This is a genomic window from Streptomyces sp. NPDC102274, assembly GCF_044766385.1.
Taxonomy (GTDB): Bacteria; Actinomycetota; Actinomycetes; order Streptomycetales; family Streptomycetaceae; genus Streptomyces.
In genome coordinates, this window is sequence record NZ_JBIWLW010000030.1 from 79863 (window position 1) to 95724 (window position 15862).

Annotated in this window: 15 protein-coding genes, 1 tRNA gene and 2 pseudogenes; 8 read left to right on the top strand and 10 right to left on the bottom strand. The window is 68.9% G+C overall.

Annotated elements, in window-relative coordinates; all coding sequences use genetic code 11:
• Positions 1-10: 10 nt before the first annotated feature.
• A pseudogene (locus ACIRQP_RS31550) lies at positions 11-151 on the top strand (LLM class flavin-dependent oxidoreductase); the annotation flags it as partial.
• Between the two features lie 12 nt (positions 152-163).
• On the opposite strand, the gene ACIRQP_RS31555 reads toward ACIRQP_RS31550, so the two are convergent.
• The 3 genes from ACIRQP_RS31555 to ACIRQP_RS31565 all read right to left on the bottom strand — a co-directional run bounded on the left by ACIRQP_RS31555 (position 164) and on the right by ACIRQP_RS31565 (position 1735).
• Positions 164-469, bottom strand: a complete 306-nt coding sequence (locus ACIRQP_RS31555; protein WP_403896021.1) for a hypothetical protein — start codon at positions 467-469, stop codon at positions 164-166.
• Positions 470-706: 237 nt separating this feature from the next.
• Positions 707-1372, bottom strand: a complete 666-nt coding sequence (locus ACIRQP_RS31560) for a hypothetical protein (RefSeq protein ID WP_403896024.1) — start codon at positions 1370-1372, stop codon at positions 707-709.
• Positions 1373-1423: 51 nt separating this feature from the next.
• Positions 1424-1735, bottom strand: coding sequence for a hypothetical protein (locus tag ACIRQP_RS31565; protein ID WP_403896027.1), 312 nt, complete (start codon positions 1733-1735; stop codon positions 1424-1426).
• Positions 1736-1835: 100 nt separating this feature from the next.
• Here ACIRQP_RS31565 and ACIRQP_RS31570 point away from each other — a divergent pair, with 100 nt between their 5' ends.
• Positions 1836-2732 carry an LLM class flavin-dependent oxidoreductase gene (locus ACIRQP_RS31570; protein ID WP_403896030.1) on the top strand — a complete coding sequence of 299 codons (897 nt, stop codon included), beginning with the start codon at positions 1836-1838 and terminating at the stop codon, positions 2730-2732.
• A gap of 113 nt (positions 2733-2845) precedes the next feature.
• On the opposite strand, the gene ACIRQP_RS31575 is transcribed toward ACIRQP_RS31570, so the two are convergent.
• The 5 genes from ACIRQP_RS31575 to ACIRQP_RS31595 all read right to left on the bottom strand — a co-directional run bounded on the left by ACIRQP_RS31575 (position 2846) and on the right by ACIRQP_RS31595 (position 8079).
• A complete protein-coding gene (locus tag ACIRQP_RS31575; protein WP_403896032.1) occupies positions 2846-3400 on the bottom strand; it encodes an RNA 2'-phosphotransferase in 555 nt (184 codons plus the stop codon).
• A gap of 134 nt (positions 3401-3534) precedes the next feature.
• Entirely contained in the window at positions 3535-4491 is a 957-nt protein-coding gene (locus tag ACIRQP_RS31580) for a MerR family transcriptional regulator (protein WP_403896034.1), read from the bottom strand.
• Positions 4492-4493: 2 nt separating this feature from the next.
• Positions 4494-5426 carry a metal-dependent hydrolase gene (locus ACIRQP_RS31585; RefSeq protein ID WP_403896037.1) on the bottom strand — a complete coding sequence of 311 codons (933 nt, stop codon included), beginning with the start codon at positions 5424-5426 and terminating at the stop codon, positions 4494-4496.
• On the bottom strand, positions 5423-7222 hold the full coding sequence (locus tag ACIRQP_RS31590; protein WP_403896040.1) for an SDR family oxidoreductase: 1800 nt from the start codon (positions 7220-7222) through the stop codon (positions 5423-5425). The genes ACIRQP_RS31585 and ACIRQP_RS31590 overlap by 4 nt, the downstream gene beginning before the upstream one ends.
• A gap of 14 nt (positions 7223-7236) precedes the next feature.
• Positions 7237-8079, bottom strand: a complete 843-nt coding sequence (locus ACIRQP_RS31595) for a M24 family metallopeptidase (protein WP_403896104.1) — start codon at positions 8077-8079, stop codon at positions 7237-7239.
• Between the two features lie 232 nt (positions 8080-8311).
• On the opposite strand from ACIRQP_RS31595, the gene ACIRQP_RS31600 reads away from it, so the two are divergent.
• The 6 genes and pseudogenes from ACIRQP_RS31600 (at position 8312) to ACIRQP_RS31625 (ending at position 13241) form a co-directional block, all read left to right on the top strand.
• Positions 8312-9328: an ABC transporter ATP-binding protein gene (locus ACIRQP_RS31600; RefSeq protein WP_403896107.1), complete on the top strand. Its 1017-nt coding sequence runs from the start codon at positions 8312-8314 to the stop codon at positions 9326-9328.
• Positions 9318-10229 carry an ABC transporter permease gene (locus ACIRQP_RS31605; protein ID WP_403896043.1) on the top strand — a complete coding sequence of 304 codons (912 nt, stop codon included), beginning with the start codon at positions 9318-9320 and terminating at the stop codon, positions 10227-10229. Before ACIRQP_RS31600 ends, ACIRQP_RS31605 begins: the two co-directional genes overlap by 11 nt.
• On the top strand, positions 10226-11137 hold the full coding sequence (locus ACIRQP_RS31610; RefSeq protein ID WP_383022480.1) for an ABC transporter ATP-binding protein: 912 nt from the start codon (positions 10226-10228) through the stop codon (positions 11135-11137). Before ACIRQP_RS31605 ends, ACIRQP_RS31610 begins: the two co-directional genes overlap by 4 nt.
• 25 nt (positions 11138-11162) lie before the next feature.
• Positions 11163-11882 carry an ABC transporter permease gene (locus ACIRQP_RS31615; protein ID WP_403896046.1) on the top strand — a complete coding sequence of 240 codons (720 nt, stop codon included), beginning with the start codon at positions 11163-11165 and terminating at the stop codon, positions 11880-11882.
• Positions 11883-12171: 289 nt separating this feature from the next.
• A pseudogene (locus ACIRQP_RS31620) lies at positions 12172-12866 on the top strand (hypothetical protein).
• 290 nt (positions 12867-13156) lie between these two features.
• A tRNA-Ser gene (locus tag ACIRQP_RS31625) sits at positions 13157-13241 on the top strand.
• 121 nt (positions 13242-13362) lie between these two features.
• Here the strand turns inward: ACIRQP_RS31625 and ACIRQP_RS31630 are convergent.
• Both ACIRQP_RS31630 and serS read right to left on the bottom strand, forming a co-directional pair.
• Positions 13363-14217: an HAD family hydrolase gene (locus tag ACIRQP_RS31630; protein WP_403896049.1), complete on the bottom strand. Its 855-nt coding sequence runs from the start codon at positions 14215-14217 to the stop codon at positions 13363-13365.
• Complete coding sequence (serS, locus tag ACIRQP_RS31635; protein ID WP_403896052.1) at positions 14214-15491, bottom strand: serine--tRNA ligase; 1278 nt, start codon at positions 15489-15491, stop codon at positions 14214-14216. The genes ACIRQP_RS31630 and serS overlap by 4 nt, the downstream gene beginning before the upstream one ends.
• Between the last annotated feature and the right edge of the window lie 371 nt (positions 15492-15862).

Below are 15862 nucleotides of genomic sequence, written 5' to 3' on the forward strand. Positions count from 1 at the left end.
ATGACCGGCTGTCGGTTCCCATACCGCGTACACCTACGACCATCTGTCCTGGCGGACCTTCCGTGACCGGCCCTGGTTCGGGGCGGTGCCGACCCTCACCGCGGCCGCCGCCGTCACCGCTCATACGCCGCTCACGCCGCTCTCGGACTCTGCTCCGAAGATCTCAGCGCCGTCCGGCACCGAGCAGCTCACTCAGACGGTTGCCGACGACGGACACCCCAGGCCGCGGCTCACTCTCGTCATACCAGGGCTTGCGTCGGCGCAGCAGTACCTCACCGTGCTCGCTCCAGGTGAATCCGGGCTTCTTCAACAGCTTCCGGAACACCGCGTCGGCGGTCTCCGGGTGGGCGGCGGCCAATCGGCGGATCGGCAGCGGCGTGATCGGCTCCTCTCGCAGGTACGTGCGCAGCAGGTCCAGGTACCGCTTGCGGCCCGCGAGGGCCACGTCCGAGAAGAGGTTCCGCAGCATCCCGTACTCCGCATAGAAGTTGAGCCCGTCGACCTCGTCGTAGATGACACCGACGGTGTCCGAGTCCGCGAGATCTCGCGGCAGTCCGAAGAACGGCAGGTCCGGGCCGGGGAGACGGCTGTCCCGGGCGCGGTCGGGCTGTCCGGTGACGGCGGTCTCCTGGCGGTGGCGGTAGTAGGCGTTGAGACGGTCCTCGGCTTGGGCAGGCGGAAGAACAAGCTCGTCGCTGCCAAAGAACTAGATGAACGCGGCCCGGTCCTCCCGCATCCGCTGCCATCCCTGCTCGATCTTCTCGGGGTTGCGGAAGACCAGTTCGGGCCGGCTGGTGGCCAGCCCGAGAGCGGCTCGGGCGATCTTGGTGGCGCTGGACCTGGGGTAACGCGCCATCGCCCCGGAGACCAGCCACGCTCCGTCGGCCGAGTGGACGGGTACCAGGCAGGTGTGGAGGAATCCTCCCCTGGACACTCCACGGAAGGCCGCCCGCCCGACATTCGAGTACGCGCGGTACACGAGGTCGTCGACGAGGTTCAGCAGGACGACGGCATCACCCTCTTTGCGCTGCATCTCGAAGATGCCCTCAACCGGTTCACGCCAGCCGAGCAGCATCTCCTGGTCGACTGCGGTCAAGTCTCTCCGTCCGGCAACGAAGCGGTCGACCACGGTCGAACCGTCCGGCAGGCGGTGCCGCAGGATGAAGCGGTCCATGCTCCTGACGGCCTCGCCTTCGTCCAAGTGCCGCTCGGGCCCTGCGGCCTCCAGCTGGACGGGGGTCAACCACCGGTCGAAGCGGGGGCTCTGCGCGAAGGCGACCAGCTGCCCCTTCAGCTCGGAACTGCGCTCGATGAGTTCGGTCAGCGACGGTTCATCGGTGCTGTGATTCGAGCCCTGCACGGCATCAGCCACGTTCAGCCCCTCCATGCAAGCCAGTTCCGCGTGAAGTGCGAGGGCCCGGCCTCAACCGGCCCAGTGACGGTACGCGTCGATCCATTCCGCGCCCTCCGGGGCCGGGTCGGGCAACGGCAGCTCCAGGATTCCGATCGACTGCCGGGTGCCACCGCGTGAGCACAGGGCGACGATCCCGCCGTCCGGCGCGAGGTCGATGCCGCGCACTGTTACCTCGACGCCGAGGACCGCGGTGGTGAAGGGCAGGGCGAGGTGCTCCTCAAGCAGGGTGAACAAACCGGCCAGCTGCTCGTCCTCGCTGTACGCGTCGACAGTCGCCTCTTCGATCATGGCCTCGAGTTCAGCCGTGCTCGTCGTGCCCACGGAGTCACCCTAGCGACCTTCGGGGGCGCCGTGGGGCTTCTTGCACCTGCTCCGACGGCACGGCCGTGGTGGCCGGCAGCCCGCGCGTATCGTCTGGGGCATGCATCTGAGTACGGTGATCCTCCCCATACATCGGTGGGGTGAAGGACAGAAGATCTGGCGGCGGGCCGAAGAGCTCGGTTTCCACGCCGCGTACACATACGACCACCTGTCGTGGCGTACCTTCCGGGACAGGCCGTGGTTCGGAGCGGTGCCCACGTTGACCGCCGCGGCGACGGCTACACGGAGCATGCGTTTGGGCACCCTCGTCACCTCGCCGAACTTCAGACATCCGGTGACGCTCGCCAAGGACCTCATCTCGCTGGACGATGTCTCGGACGGCCGGATCACCCTCGGGATCGGATCGGGCGGCACCGGCTTCGACGCCACGGTGCTGGGGCAGGAGCCATGGACGCCGAAGGAGCGGGCCGACCGGTTCGCCGAGTTCGTGCCACTGCTCGACCGGCTGCTGACCGAGGACTCCGTGACGTACGACGGGACGTACTACTCGGCGGTCGAAGCGCGCGGCATCCCGGGGTGTGTGCAGCGGCCCCGGCTGCCCCTCGCGGTGGCGGCCACCGGGCCGCGCGGGCTGAAGCTCGCCGCCCGGCACGGTCAGGCATGGGTGACGACGGGGGATCCGAAGCTGTCCGAGACGGGTACGCCGGAGCAGTCGCGTGCCGCCATCAGCGGGCAGATCGCCGGGCTGGGCAAGGCCTGCGCGGAGATCGGGCGGGACGTGTCCGAGGTGGAGAAGATCCTGCTCACCGGCTTCACCCCGGACCGTAGTGGCCCGATGGAGTCGCTCGACGCGTTCGTGGACTTCGCGGGCAGGCACTTCGAGCTGGGTATCACCGAGATCGTGATGCACGCCCCGATCCCGGACTCGGAATTCGCCGCCGACCAGCGGGTCTACGAACGGATCGCCACCGAGGCTCCGGCCCAGCTCCGGCGGTAGCGGTCGTTCCGGGCTCCTGCGGGTCTTCTCTGCGGGTCTCTTGAGGGGCTCCTGCGGGGCTCGTGCAGGGCTCGTCCGAGACCGGGCAGATGTCGGTTGTCAGCCGTCAGCCGTCAGCCGGGAAAACGCAGGTATCGCGGCGGTACGGAGTCGGTGAGCCAGACGCCATTGGCGCTCACGTGGAACACCAGCCCGTCGCGGTGCATCGCCTCCGCGTCCACCGGGAGGACGACGGGCCGGCCGCGGCGCGCACCCACCCGCGTCGCGGTCTCGCGGTCGGGCGAGAGATGGACGTGATGGCGGTCCATGGGGCGCAGCCCCTCGGCGCGGATCGCCCCCAGGTTGCGGGCGACCGTGCCGTGGCAGAGGTACGCGGGCGGTTGTGCCGGGGCCAGCTCCAGATCGACGGTGACGGTGTGGCCCTGGTTGGCGCGGATCCGGTCGCCGTCGATCGTGAAGCGCCGCTTGTCGTTGACGGCGACCACATGGTCGAGTTCGGTACGGCTCAGCCGGAAGCCGTGCGCGGCGGCGGCGGCCATCAGCTCGTCGATCGGCACCCAGCCGTGCGCGTCGAGGGTGATGCCGATCCGTTCGGGCTGGTGGCGCAGATGTTTGGAGAGGTACTTCGACACCTTCACGATGCGTCGTTCATCGGATATTCCGGTCATCGCAACAGCGTGACGGGTGGTGCTGTCCCCGCGCCACCTCATATCAAAATGCTGACGGTCCGTAGGTTTGATCCACAGTCAACTTGGTTTATCCACAGGCTATTTGGTAACTCTGTGGACAACTGGCTGGCGTTTTAACCTATTTGGTTAATTTGACTGTCTTGTCCGTGAGTTGAGGTGAGGTCGTCCAAGGTCCTTGTCTGAACCTCGCGTTCGGTGGCCGCGGCGACAAAGGCCGCGACCCTCTCTTGGCCAACCAGGCTTTCCACAGCCTGGATCGTGTCAGCGGGCAACGGTACGGACCGGGTCCCGGACGGGGCCGCGGGCGGGGTGTCCACCGCCAGTTGCCGCTGGAGGTGACGGGTGGCGAACAGCCGCATCGCACGTGCCAGTTCGGCATCGACCGACCGCCGCGTCAGCGGCCGCATCCGGCGCACCAGTGCGGCGGCCTCGGCCGCTTCCGCGTCCGTCGGCGTCCGGTGGCCGAGACAGCGGGCGAAGACATGCTCGGTGGTGAACTCCAGGAAACGGGAGGCGATATGTTCGACTTGGCCGCGAAGCTCCCGCAGATGTCCGGAGATCGCGGGCAGCGCAACCCCCGCCGCGTGCAACTCCGCCGCCACGGCGAGCTCCTGAGGGCTGGGGACGAGGAAAACGTCATCCCGGCCCGGGATACGTTCCAGCACGCCCAGCTCCAGAGCCTCCTCGATGGCCGCGTCATTGCGCGTGCCGCCGAACCGTTCGTCCAGCTCCGCCCGGGAGATTCTGGCCGCCTCCTCGTCGGCCCACGGTCCGTGCACCTCGGCGACCAGCCCGAGCACGCCGCCCAGTCCCCGCCCGGCGTCCCACGCCTCCAGCAACTCCTTGATGGACGCGAGGGTGTAGCCCCGGTCGAGCAGATCGGCGATCTGCCGCAGCCGGGCGAGATGGGCGCCGTCGTACACATTGGCCCGGCCACGCCGCTCCGGTCTGGGCAGCAGCCCGCGGTCCTGGTAGGCGCGGATCGTACGGACCGTGGCGCCGCTCGCCTGCGCGAGACCCTCGATCCGGTACTCGGCGCCGGGCGCGGACTCCGGAACGGACCCGGACACGCTCACTTCCTTCGTCCCAGGGCCGCGCGGCCCACCGCGTCCACCGCGTCCACCGCCGCACGCGCCGCCGGCGAGGTCGCGAGATAGTCGACGGCCTTGCGCAGCGAGCCCTCCTGGGAGGGATGGTACGAGCGCCGGAAATAGCGGGGAATCGCGGAGCCGAGCTCCCGCCAGGTGGGCAGCAGCCCCTTGTCGACCGCCTTGTTGTGCTCACGCAGCGAATAGCGCAGCCGGCCCGCGAGCCGGGGGTCGTGCCGGATCAGATACGCGGCGCCCCGGGCCCACAGCCACAGCAGTACGGGAGCGGTGACGCACATCGTCCCGATCCGCCGGGCGTACCGCGCCGGATCGGAGCCGCCGCAGTGCTGGTACACGTCGAACGCCACCGCACGGTGCTCCACCTCCTCCGCGCCGTGCCAGCGCAGCAGATCGAGCATGACCTCGTCGGCGCCCGCGCGGTCCAGCCCCTCCGCGCGCAGCACCCAGTCGCCGATGACCGCCGTGAACTGCTCGATCGCGGCGATGAAGGCCAGCCGGTAGAGGAGCCATTTCCCGGCAGGGAAGGGCATCCCCCAGGGCGGCTTCTCGCCGAGCAGTCGTTCGAAGAGGAAGTTCACGTGCCGGGTGTACGCCTCGGTGCCCAGCCGTTGCTCCGACAGGTGGTTCAGCACAGAGGAGTGCTGCACGCTGTGCGTGGCCTCCTGCCCCATGAACCCCTTGACGTCCTTGAGCAGCCGCGCGTCGGTGACCAGCGGAAGGCTCTCCTTGAAGACCTTCACGAACCACCGCTCGCCCGCGGGCAGCAGCAGATGCAGCACATTGATGACATGGGTGGCGGTGGGCTCGTCCGGTATCCAGTGCAGAGGGGTCTCGCGCCAGTCGAACGAGACCCGGCGTGGCACGATGGGGTGTTGCTCGTCCAACTCGGCGCTCACAGTGGCGGCTCCACCCGTGCGAGGGCACGCAGCGCGCCCGGCGCGATCCGGGACAGCAGCCGCGCACCGCGGGCCTCCGGAGTGACCGGCACCACGGCCTGGTTGCGCACGACGGCGCGCAGTACGGCGTCGGCGACCTTCTCGGGCGGGTAGTTGCGCAGACCGTACAGCCGGGACGACTTCTTCCTGCGCCGCTCCTCCTCCTCTGCGGAGACACCCGTGAATCGCGCGGTGGACGTGATGTTGGTGTTGACGAAGCCGGGGCAGATGGCGGAGACCCCGATGCCCTGGCCGGCCAGTTCGGCCCGGAGACACTCGCTCAGCATCAGCACCGCCGCCTTGGACGTGCTGTACGCGGGCAGCGCCCTCGAGGGCTGATACGCGGCCGCGGAAGCGGTGTTGACGATATGACCGCCCTGGCCACGCTCGGCCATCTGCTTGCCGAAGAGCCGGCAGCCATGGATGACGCCCCACAGATTGACGTCCAGGACCTTCTTCCAGTCCTCGGCGGTGGTGTCGAGGAACGCTCCCGACAGCCCGATCCCCGCGTTGTTGACCAGCACATCGACGATGCCATACTCCGTGGCGACCCTCTCGGCGAGCTTCTCCATCGCCTGCCCGTCGCCGACGTCGGCCGGCTCGGCCCAGGCCTCCGGGGCGCCGATCAGCCGGGCCAGCTCCGCGGTCCTGGCCGCCCCCTCCGCGTCCCGGTCGACCGCGACGATCCGCGCGCCCGCCTCGGCGAACGCGAAGGCGATGGCCCGGCCGATGCCGCTGGCCGCGCCGGTGACCAGCACCAGCTGTCCGCCGAAGCGCTCGGCGTACGGACCGCGCGGCGCCGTACCGCGGTCCGGGAGCCCGCCGTCCTCGTGGGCCGTGACGAAGTCACCGATCCAGGTGGCCAGTTGGTCGGGGCGGGTGCGGGGCACCCAGTGCTTCGCGGGCAGCGTGCGCCGCACGAGGTGCGGAGCCCACTGCTCCAGATCGTCGTAGAGCCGTTCCGACAGGTAGGCGTCGCCGGTGGGCGTGATCAGCTGCACCGGGGCGTGCGCGTAGGCGTCGGTGCGCGGCCGGCGCAGCCGGGCGCGGACGTTGTCCCGGTAGAGCCACGCTCCGTGCGCCGCGTCCCGCGGCAGCGAGGACGTCGGGTACGTACCGCCGGGGATCTTCTCGATCCGCTGGAGGATCTTCGGCCACCGCCTGCCGAGCGGCCCGCGCCAGGCCAGCTCCGGCAGCACGGGCGTATGCAGCAGATAGATGTACCAGGATTTGGCGCCCTGCCCGAGGAGCTGGCCGGCCCGGCGCGGAGTGGGCCGGGCCACCCGCTGCTTGATCCAGTGCCCCAGATGGTCGAGGGAGGGTCCCGACATCGAGGTGAAGGAGGCGATCCGGCCCTCGGTCCGCGCGACCGTGACGAACTCCCAGGACTGCACGGAGCCCCAGTCGTGGCCGACCAGATGGACCGGCCTGTCCGGGCTCACCGCGTCGGCGACCGCCAGGAAGTCGTCCGTCAGCTTCTCCAGCGTGAAGCCCCCGCGCAGCGGGACCGGCGCCGTCGACCTGCCGTGACCCCGTACGTCGTACAGCACCACATGGAAACGGTCCGCGAGCCGTTCCGCGACCTCCGACCAGACTTCTTTGCTGTCCGGATACCCATGCACCAGCAGGACGGTCGGCCGCGCCGGATCGCCCAGCTCGGCGACGCACAGCTCGATCCCGCCCGTACGCACCCGGCGCTCGCGCGCACCCGTCAGGCCCGTGTCCGTACCACCGCTCCCGCCCGCACTGTTACCCATACGGCCTCCGCCACTCATACGGCCTCCGCCCAGCGCCGCACATGCGGCAGATCGTCGTCCAGCCAGAACGCGCCCTGCTCCGGGTCCCTGGAGTCGGTGACCACCAGGATCTCCTCGAACTTCGCGCCGGTACCCCGGAATCCGAGGTGGGGTTCGACCGCCCACAGCCCCGGCTTCGGCGGGTGATCGGAGAATCTGTACGGGCTCCACAGCGGCGACCAGCCGTCCCGGTGGCCGTGCAGGGCGTCGTCCAGCAGCCCCTTGAGCGACTGGGTGCCGAAGCCGAACACATGGGGCGACCAGCGACGCTCCTTCACCCGGTCGATCTTGTGGGCGATGACACCGAAGGGGTACGCGCGATGCCGGTTGGCGTATCCCTGCCGCACCATCAACCGGTCCACGTCCTCGTAGATCTCCCGCAGCGGGCGCCGCTCGCGCACCTCCCGCAGGATCAGCCCACGGTGCGCCTCAAGGTCGGCGAGCAGCTTTCCGTGCAGTCGGTTCGGCCCCAGACAGCCCGAGTAGCCGACATCGGCTGCGAAGCCGCGGTGGACCGGCGCCAGATCGAGGATGAACGGCATGCCCGCTTCCAGCCGCCGGCCGGTGGGAAAGAACTGCGGTGGTATCCGGAAGCCCGCGAACGCCGTACGGTCCCCGAACCACGCGAAGGGCAGATGGAACCAGTCGCGCACGCCACGGGCACGGAGCCACTCGCGCTGCATGCGCGCCGCCTCGCGCTCGGTCACCCCCGGCCGCAGCCGCGCGGCGACCGCCTCCGCGCACGCGTACGCCAGGCGCTGCACCTCCCTGAACCCCCGCAGCTCCGCGGTCCGCGCGTCCGTCACCGCGTCCGTCACTGCGTCGCCTCCCACCCGTCCCCACCCCGTTCCGTGTGCGGTACGTGTTCGTAACGTGACACAGACGAATGTGACAATGGTTGGCGGCGACGTCAAGGGCTGGGGCATTCCTGTGGATAACCGGCGGGCGCCCGGTGCCCCTACGGGTTCCCTACATCTGGAGGCTGACATGGATACAGCCGCCTGGTCTGACGCTCACCGTGCCCCGCGCCACTACCGTCGAACCGTGACTGTGATCGCGACAGAAAGCCTGAGCAAGCGGTTCCCCCGGGTGACCGCGCTTGACCGGCTCTCCTTGGACATCGGACCGGGTGTGACCGGCCTGGTGGGCGCCAACGGGGCCGGCAAGTCCACCATGATCAAGATCCTGCTGGGTCTGTCCCCCGCCACGGAAGGCCGGGCCACGGTGCTCGGGCTCGATGTCGCCACCAGCGGCGGCGCCATCCGTGAGCGCGTCGGATACATGCCCGAGCACGACTGCCTGCCGCCGGACGTCTCGGCCACCGAGTTCGTCGTCCACATGGCGCGCATGTCCGGACTTCCACCGACCGCGGCCCGTGAGCGGACCGCCGACACGCTGCGCCATGTCGGCCTGTACGAGGAGCGCTACCGCCCCATCGGCGGCTACTCCACGGGTATGAAGCAGCGCGTCAAGCTCGCGCAGGCGCTGGTCCACGACCCCCAACTCGTCCTTCTCGACGAGCCGACCAACGGTCTCGACCCGGTCGGCCGCGACGAGATGCTCGGCCTCATCCGGCGCGTCTACACCGACTTCGGCATCTCCGTCCTGGTCACCTCGCACCTCCTGGGCGAGCTCGAACGCACCTGTGACCATGTCGTCGTCATCGACGGCGGAACGCTTCTGCGCTCCAGTTCCACCAGCGACTTCACGCAGACCACCACCACCCTCGCGGTCGAGGTCACCGACACGGACGCGCACCCCGACGGCACGCGGTCCCTGCGCGAGGCCCTCACCGCCGCCGGACTCACTCTCCACGCGGGCATGGAGGAAGGGCTGCCCGGCGCGGGACACATCCTGCTGATCGAGGCCAAGGGCGAGGAGACGTACGACGTCGTCCGCGACACCGTCGCCGGGCTCGGCCTGGGGCTCGTACGGATGGAACAGCGCCGCCACCACATCGCGGAGGTCTTCCGCCCGCAACCGTCCGCCGAAGAGGCCCAGCCGGGCCAGGGCGCCGACGAGGCGGAGTACGCACTGCAGAAGGGAGGCGCCCGCGATGAGCACTGAGACCGAGACCGGTACCGGGGCAGGTGCCGGAGCCAGCCGGATCCACAACATCGGGTACCGCAACTACGACGGGCAGCGGCTCGGCCGCGCCTATGCCCGGCGCTCCCTCTACTCGCAGTCCCTGCGCGGCGCGTACGGACTCGGCCGCTCGGCCAAGTCCAAGGTCCTGCCGATGATCCTCTTCGCGGTGATGTGCCTGCCCGCGGCGATCATCGTCGCGGTCGCCGTCTCGACCAACCTCAAGACCCTGCCGCTCGACTACACGCGCTACGCGATCGTCACCCAGGCCGTCATCGGCCTCTATCTCGCCGCCCAGGCCCCGCAGTCCGTCTCGCGGGATCTGCGCTTCAAGACCGTGCCGCTGTACTTCTCCCGCCCGATCGAGCGGGTCGACTACGTCGTCGCGAAGTACGGGGCGATGGCCTCCGCGCTCTTTGTGCTGACCGCGGCGCCGCTCGTCATCCTCTATGTGGGTTCTCTGCTGGCCAAGATGGACTTCGTCGACCAGAGCAAGGGGTTCGGCCAGGGGCTGGCCTCGGTCGCGCTGCTCTCGCTCCTCTTCGGCGGGATCGGCCTCGTGATGGCCGCGCTCACCCCGCGCCGCGGCTTCGGTGTCGCCGCGGTCATCGCCACCCTCACCATCTCCTACGGCGCGGTCTCCACCGTCCAGGCGATCGCCTGGCAGACGGACGCGCTCGGCGCCGTCAAGTGGCTCGGTCTCTTCTCGCCGGTCACGCTCATCGACGGCGTACAGACCGCTTTCCTGGGCGCCACCTCCGCCTTCCCCGGCGAGGCGGGTCCCTCGGCCGGCGTGGGCGTGATCTATCTGCTGGTCGTACTCGCGCTCGTCCTCGGCTCGTACGCCGTTCTCATGCGCCGTTACCGGAAGGTCGGGCTGTGACCACCATCAATATCGAGCACACCTCGCGCTGGTTCGGCAATGTGGTGGCCGTCAACGACGTCACGATGACGATCGGCCCCGGCGTCACCGGCCTGCTCGGCCCCAACGGCGCGGGCAAGTCCACCCTCATCAACATGATGGCGGGCTTCCTCGCCCCCTCCACGGGCACTGTCACCCTCGACGGGGAGCAGATCTGGCGCAACGAGTCCGTCTACCGGCAGATCGGCATCGTGCCGGAGCGGGAGTCGATGTACGACTTCCTCACCGGTCTCGACTTCGTCGTGGCAAACGCCGAACTGCACGGACTGGGCGCGAAGGCGGCCCGCGCCGCGCTCGCCACGGTCGAGATGGAGTACGCGCAGGACCGCAAGATCGCGACGTACAGCAAGGGCATGCGCCAGCGCGTGAAGATGGCGTCCGCGCTGGTGCACGACCCGTCGGTGCTGCTCCTGGACGAGCCGTTCAACGGGATGGACCCGCGCCAGCGGATGCAGCTGATGGATCTGCTGCGGCGTATGGGCGCCACGGGCCGGACAGTGCTGTTCTCCTCCCATATCCTGGAGGAGGTCGAGCAACTCGCCTCGCACATCGAGGTGATCGTGGCCGGCCGCCATGCCGCCTCCGGCGACTTCCGCAAGATCCGCCGCCTCATGACCGACCGGCCGCACCGCTATCTCGTACGGTCCAGCGACGACCGCGCGCTCGCCGCCGCGCTGATCGCCGACCCGTCGACGGCCGGTATCGAGGTCGACATCGCCGAGGGCGCACTGCGCATCCAGGCGGTCGACTTCGGCCGCTTCACCGAACTGCTGCCACGGGTCGCCCGTGAGCACTCCATCCGGCTGCTCGCGGTCTCGCCCTCGGACGAGTCACTCGAATCGGTCTTCTCCTACCTCGTAGCGGCCTGAGCGGCCTGAAAGGAGCTGTGACGTCATGTACAACCCCACAGTCGCCCGGCTCACCTACCGGGCCCTGCTCGGCAGGCGCCGGGCCGCGATCCTCTTCGTACTGCCCGCTCTGCTGATCCTCATCGCGGCGGCCGTCCGCGGCTTCAACGGAGTGGACGATCAGGTCGCGTCCGATGTGCTGGGCGGCTTCGCCCTGGCCACGATGGTGCCGCTGATCGGCGTGATCGCGGGGACGGGCGCGATCGGGCCCGAGATCGACGACGGCTCGATCGTCTATCTGCTGTCCAAGCCGGTGAAACGGTCGACGATCATCTTCACCAAGCTGATCGTGGCGATAGCCGTGACCATGGCGTTCTCCGCGATCCCCACCTTCATCGCCGGATACGTCCTGAACGGCAACGGCCAGCAGATCGCCGTCGCCTATACGGTCGCGGCGCTCGTCGCCTCGATCGCCTACAGCGCGCTGTTCCTGCTGCTCGGCACGGTCAGCCGGCACGCGGTGGTCATAGGACTCGTCTACGCGCTGGTCTGGGAGACCCTCTTCGGCAGCCTGGTGGCGGGCGCGCGCACGCTCAGCGTCCAGCAGTGGTCCCTGGCCCTCGCCCAGAAGATCGGCGACGGTACGACGATCACGTCGGACGTCGGACTGCCGCTGGCGGTGGTCCTGTTGGTGGGGGTCTCGGTGGTCGCGACCTGGTACGCGGGACAGAAACTGCGGACGTTGACGCTCGCCGGCGAGGAGTGAGCCGAAGGCTCCGCCCTCCACATCCTCCGACGTACGCCGTCGTAACGCCGCAACCCCTGCCCGATGGGCAGGGGTTGCGGCGTAACTGTACGGTTATCGGCTCGTTGTTCGATGTGCGTGGAGGCAACTGGGATTCGTAGCGTCGAGCCTTTGTGAAACTGGGGATTGCCGGTGCCGGATCGAAAGCCGCACCGGTCATTGAGTGAGTAGCCACCGTGAGCCGACCTCCGCCCCTGAAGCCCGGGGACAGGGCCGACCATCATCGGTTCTACAAGGGGAAGGCATTTCCATGCCACCTGAAGGTGCTCTGCTCGAATCGCGCACGATGCGCGACAGCGTTGTGGGGCGGGTCGAGGCGCTCGACAAGATCAAGGCTCTGGTCATGCTCCCGGACGGCATTCACCTCCGTACAGAGGACGTGTCCCGGTACTTCGAAGTATCCACAGACGTCATCAGGCAGTTGACCGCACGGCACCGAGCGGAACTCGCAGAGAATGGGATGCGAGTGCTGCGAGGCTCTGACCTGCGGCGATTTCATAGTGACATGCTGTCACTATGTAACCCGGACAGGGGGGAAAGTTATCCACAGGCGGTCACGCAGCTCACGCTCTACACCCGTCGCGCCGTCCTCAACATCGCGATGCTTCTTCGCGACAGCGACATCGCGCGGTGCGTCCGGACGTACCTCCTCGATGCCGAGGACGATCTGCGGAAGGGGTACGTGGACCTCGACCGGCGGGTCACCGACTCGAGGCCTGCCTCGGTGGGGTCGGGGTCGCGCTGCGGGAGTTGGGGCCGGTTCTGAACCGGATGTCGTACCGGCTCGACAGTCTGGACCGGCGGCTCGACGCGACCAATCGGTTTGTCACCGCCATCAGCAACCGGCTGTGCGAGATGTCCGCGGACATCCACCGCGTGGACGCCAGGGTGGACGACGTCGTCCACCAGCTGAGGGATCTTCGTCGCGGGCGTAAGCGCCGCTGATCCTCTGAGGCCGGCCCGCGTCCGTCCAAGAGCCACTCCTTGGGCGGGCGTGGGCCGTGCCGCGAATATTCGGTGGCGCCGAACCGCCCTGCCGGTCAGAGTAGTTGTGTCAGGACACACCACAGACCGGGAGCGGAACGCGGCGATGACCGGGAGGCCGAGTCCGTCGAGTTCCCAGCGGGGCAGCACCGTGTAGGCATCGGAGTACTCATCACCACTCCGCGCAGCCGCCGGGGCGCTGCCCAGGGGCGGCCGCTTCGAGCGCGCATCCGCGCGGGCCGCCCCTCCCCGGAGGATTGGCCGAGTGGTAAGGCAACGGCTTGCTGAGCCGCGGTCGGGTGCGAGCCCGCGCGCGTTCGATCCGCGCATCCTCCGCCGAAGTCCCGTCCCCGTCCCTGTTCTCGTCCCCGCCCCGTCCCCGTCCTCGTCCTCGTCCTCGTCCTCGTCCTCGTCCCACAGGACCGAGAGACCCTTGGCCGGTTCTCCGGATCAGGCCCTAGCCCAGCAGCCTCTCCAGCACCAGCGCGATGCCGTCGTCCTCGTTCGACGCCGTGACCTCGTCCGCCACGGCTTTCAGCTCCTCGTGCGCGTTGGCCATCGCCACGCCGTGCCGCGCCCAGCCGAACATCGGGATGTCGTTCGGCATGTCGCCGAAGGCGATCGTGTCCGCCGCTTTGACACCCAGCCGGCGCGCCGCCAGCGAGAGTCCGGTGGCCTTGCTCAGGCCCAGCGGCAGGATCTCCACGACACCGGCGCCCGCCATCACCACGTCCACGAGGCTGCCGACGGTCGCACGCGCGGCGTGTGCCAGCGCGTCGTCGTCCAGCTCCGGATGCTGGATGTACACCTTGTTGAGCGGCGCCGACCACAGCTCCGCCGGATCGTCGACCAGGACTGCCGGAAGCGGTCCTTCCTGCACCCGGTAGCCGGGGCCGACCAGCACATCGCCGTCGAGTCCGTCCCGACTCGCGGCCAGCGCCAGCGGGCCGACCTCTCCCTCGATCTTGGCGATCGCCAGCCCGGCCAGTTGACGGTCCAGCGTCAGCGACGTCAGCAGCTTGTGCTCACCGGCGTGATAGACCTGCGCACCCTGGCCGCACACCGCGAGACCCTCGTACCCGAGGTCGTCGAGTATGTGCCGGGTCCATGGCACGGCACGTCCGGTGACGATGATGTGCGCCGCGCCCGCCGCGGTGACGGCGGCGAGCGCTTCGCGCGTACGCCCGGAGACCGTGCCGTCCTCACGCAGCAGCGTGCCGTCCAGATCGGTCGCGACCAGTCTGTACGGGAACGACGGCGCCGAGGAGGGCGCGGAGGACGGCGAGGGCGCTGCCGAGGGGTCCGTGCTCACTTGGCGATCGGTTCCAGTGCCTCACGGCCGCCCAGATACGGGCGGAGCACCTCGGGCACCCGGACCGAACCGTCCGGCTGCTGGTGGTTCTCCAGAAGCGCCACGATCGTGCGCGGGACGGCGCACAGCGTGCCGTTCAGCGTCGACAGCGGCTTGACCTGCTTGCCGTCCCTCATCCGGATGGAGAGCCGGCGGGCCTGGAAGCCGTCGCAGTTGGACGCCGAGGTCAGCTCGCGGTACTTGCCCTGGGTCGGGATCCACGCCTCGCAGTCGAACTTGCGCGAGGCCGAGGCACCCAGATCGCCCGTGGCCACATCGATCACCTGGAAGGGCAGCCCGAGGCCGGTCAGCCACTGCTTCTCCCAGTCCAGCAGCCGCTGGTGCTCCGACTGCGCCTCGGCCGGGTCGACGTACGAGAACATCTCGACCTTGTCGAACTGGTGGACCCGGAAGATGCCCCGGGTGTCCTTGCCGTACGTCCCGGCCTCACGGCGGAAGCACGGCGAGAAGCCCGCGTACCGTAGGGGCAGCTTGTCGGCCTCGATGATCTCGTCCATGTGGTACGCGGCGAGCGGCACCTCCGACGTACCGACCAGGTAGTAGTCGTCCTTCTCCAGGTGGTACACGTTCTCCGCGGCCTGGCCGAGGAAGCCCGTGCCCTCCATGGCGCGCGGGCGGACCAGCGCGGGCGTCAACATGGGGACGAAGCCGGCCTCGGTGGCCTGCGCGATCGCCGCGTTGACGAGAGCGAGCTCCAGCAGCGCGCCGACACCCGTCAGGTAGTAGAAGCGCGAGCCGGACACCTTGGCGCCCCGCTCGACGTCGATGGCGCCCAGCGCCTCGCCCAGCTCCAGGTGGTCCTTGGGCTCGAAGCCCTCCGCCGCGAAGTCACGGATCGTGCCGTGCGTCTCCGTGACGACGAAGTCCTCCTCGCCGCCCACCGGGACGTCGGGGTGGACGATATTGCCGATCTGGAGGAGCAGCCGCTTGGCGTCCTCGTCGGCTTCGTGCTGCTCGGCGTCGGCGGCCTTGACGTCCGCCTTCAGCTGCTCCGCCTTCCTGAGAAGCTCCGTCTTCTCCTCCGGAGACGCCTTGGGGATCAGCTTGCCGAGCGACTTCTGCTCGGAGCGCAGCTCATCGAAGCGCAGGCCGGACGACCGGCGCCGCTCATCGGCGGAGAGCAGGGCGTCGACCAGGGCGACGTCCTCTCCACGGGCGCGCTGGGAGGCGCGAACACGGTCGGGGTCCTCACGGAGCAGGCGAAGGTCAATCACCCCACCAGGCTACCGGTGCGCACCGACACCGCCCCACTCGATATCGACAGGCGTGCCTCTTTGTCCTAATTGCCGGAATTGATAAACCTGTCGGGAAAACCCTCAACGGTTGCTCGGCGTTCGTCAATAAAGGGGATGCAATTCCCCGGAACGAGGCATTCCTATGTTGCTGCCTTGACTCACTTCCCTTGTGGGGCACGGGACTTGGGTCGTGCGAGGCGCGCGTTGTCCACAGAAATGCACAGGGTTCCAGAGTTATCCACAGGCTGTGTGGGGGATCTGTGGATCGCCGGAGTGGTGGTCTCGAAAGTCACGGCCGGTCTGGGGAATTCTCTTCTCAAACCCGCGTTACACGCTCATTCGGGTGGGAA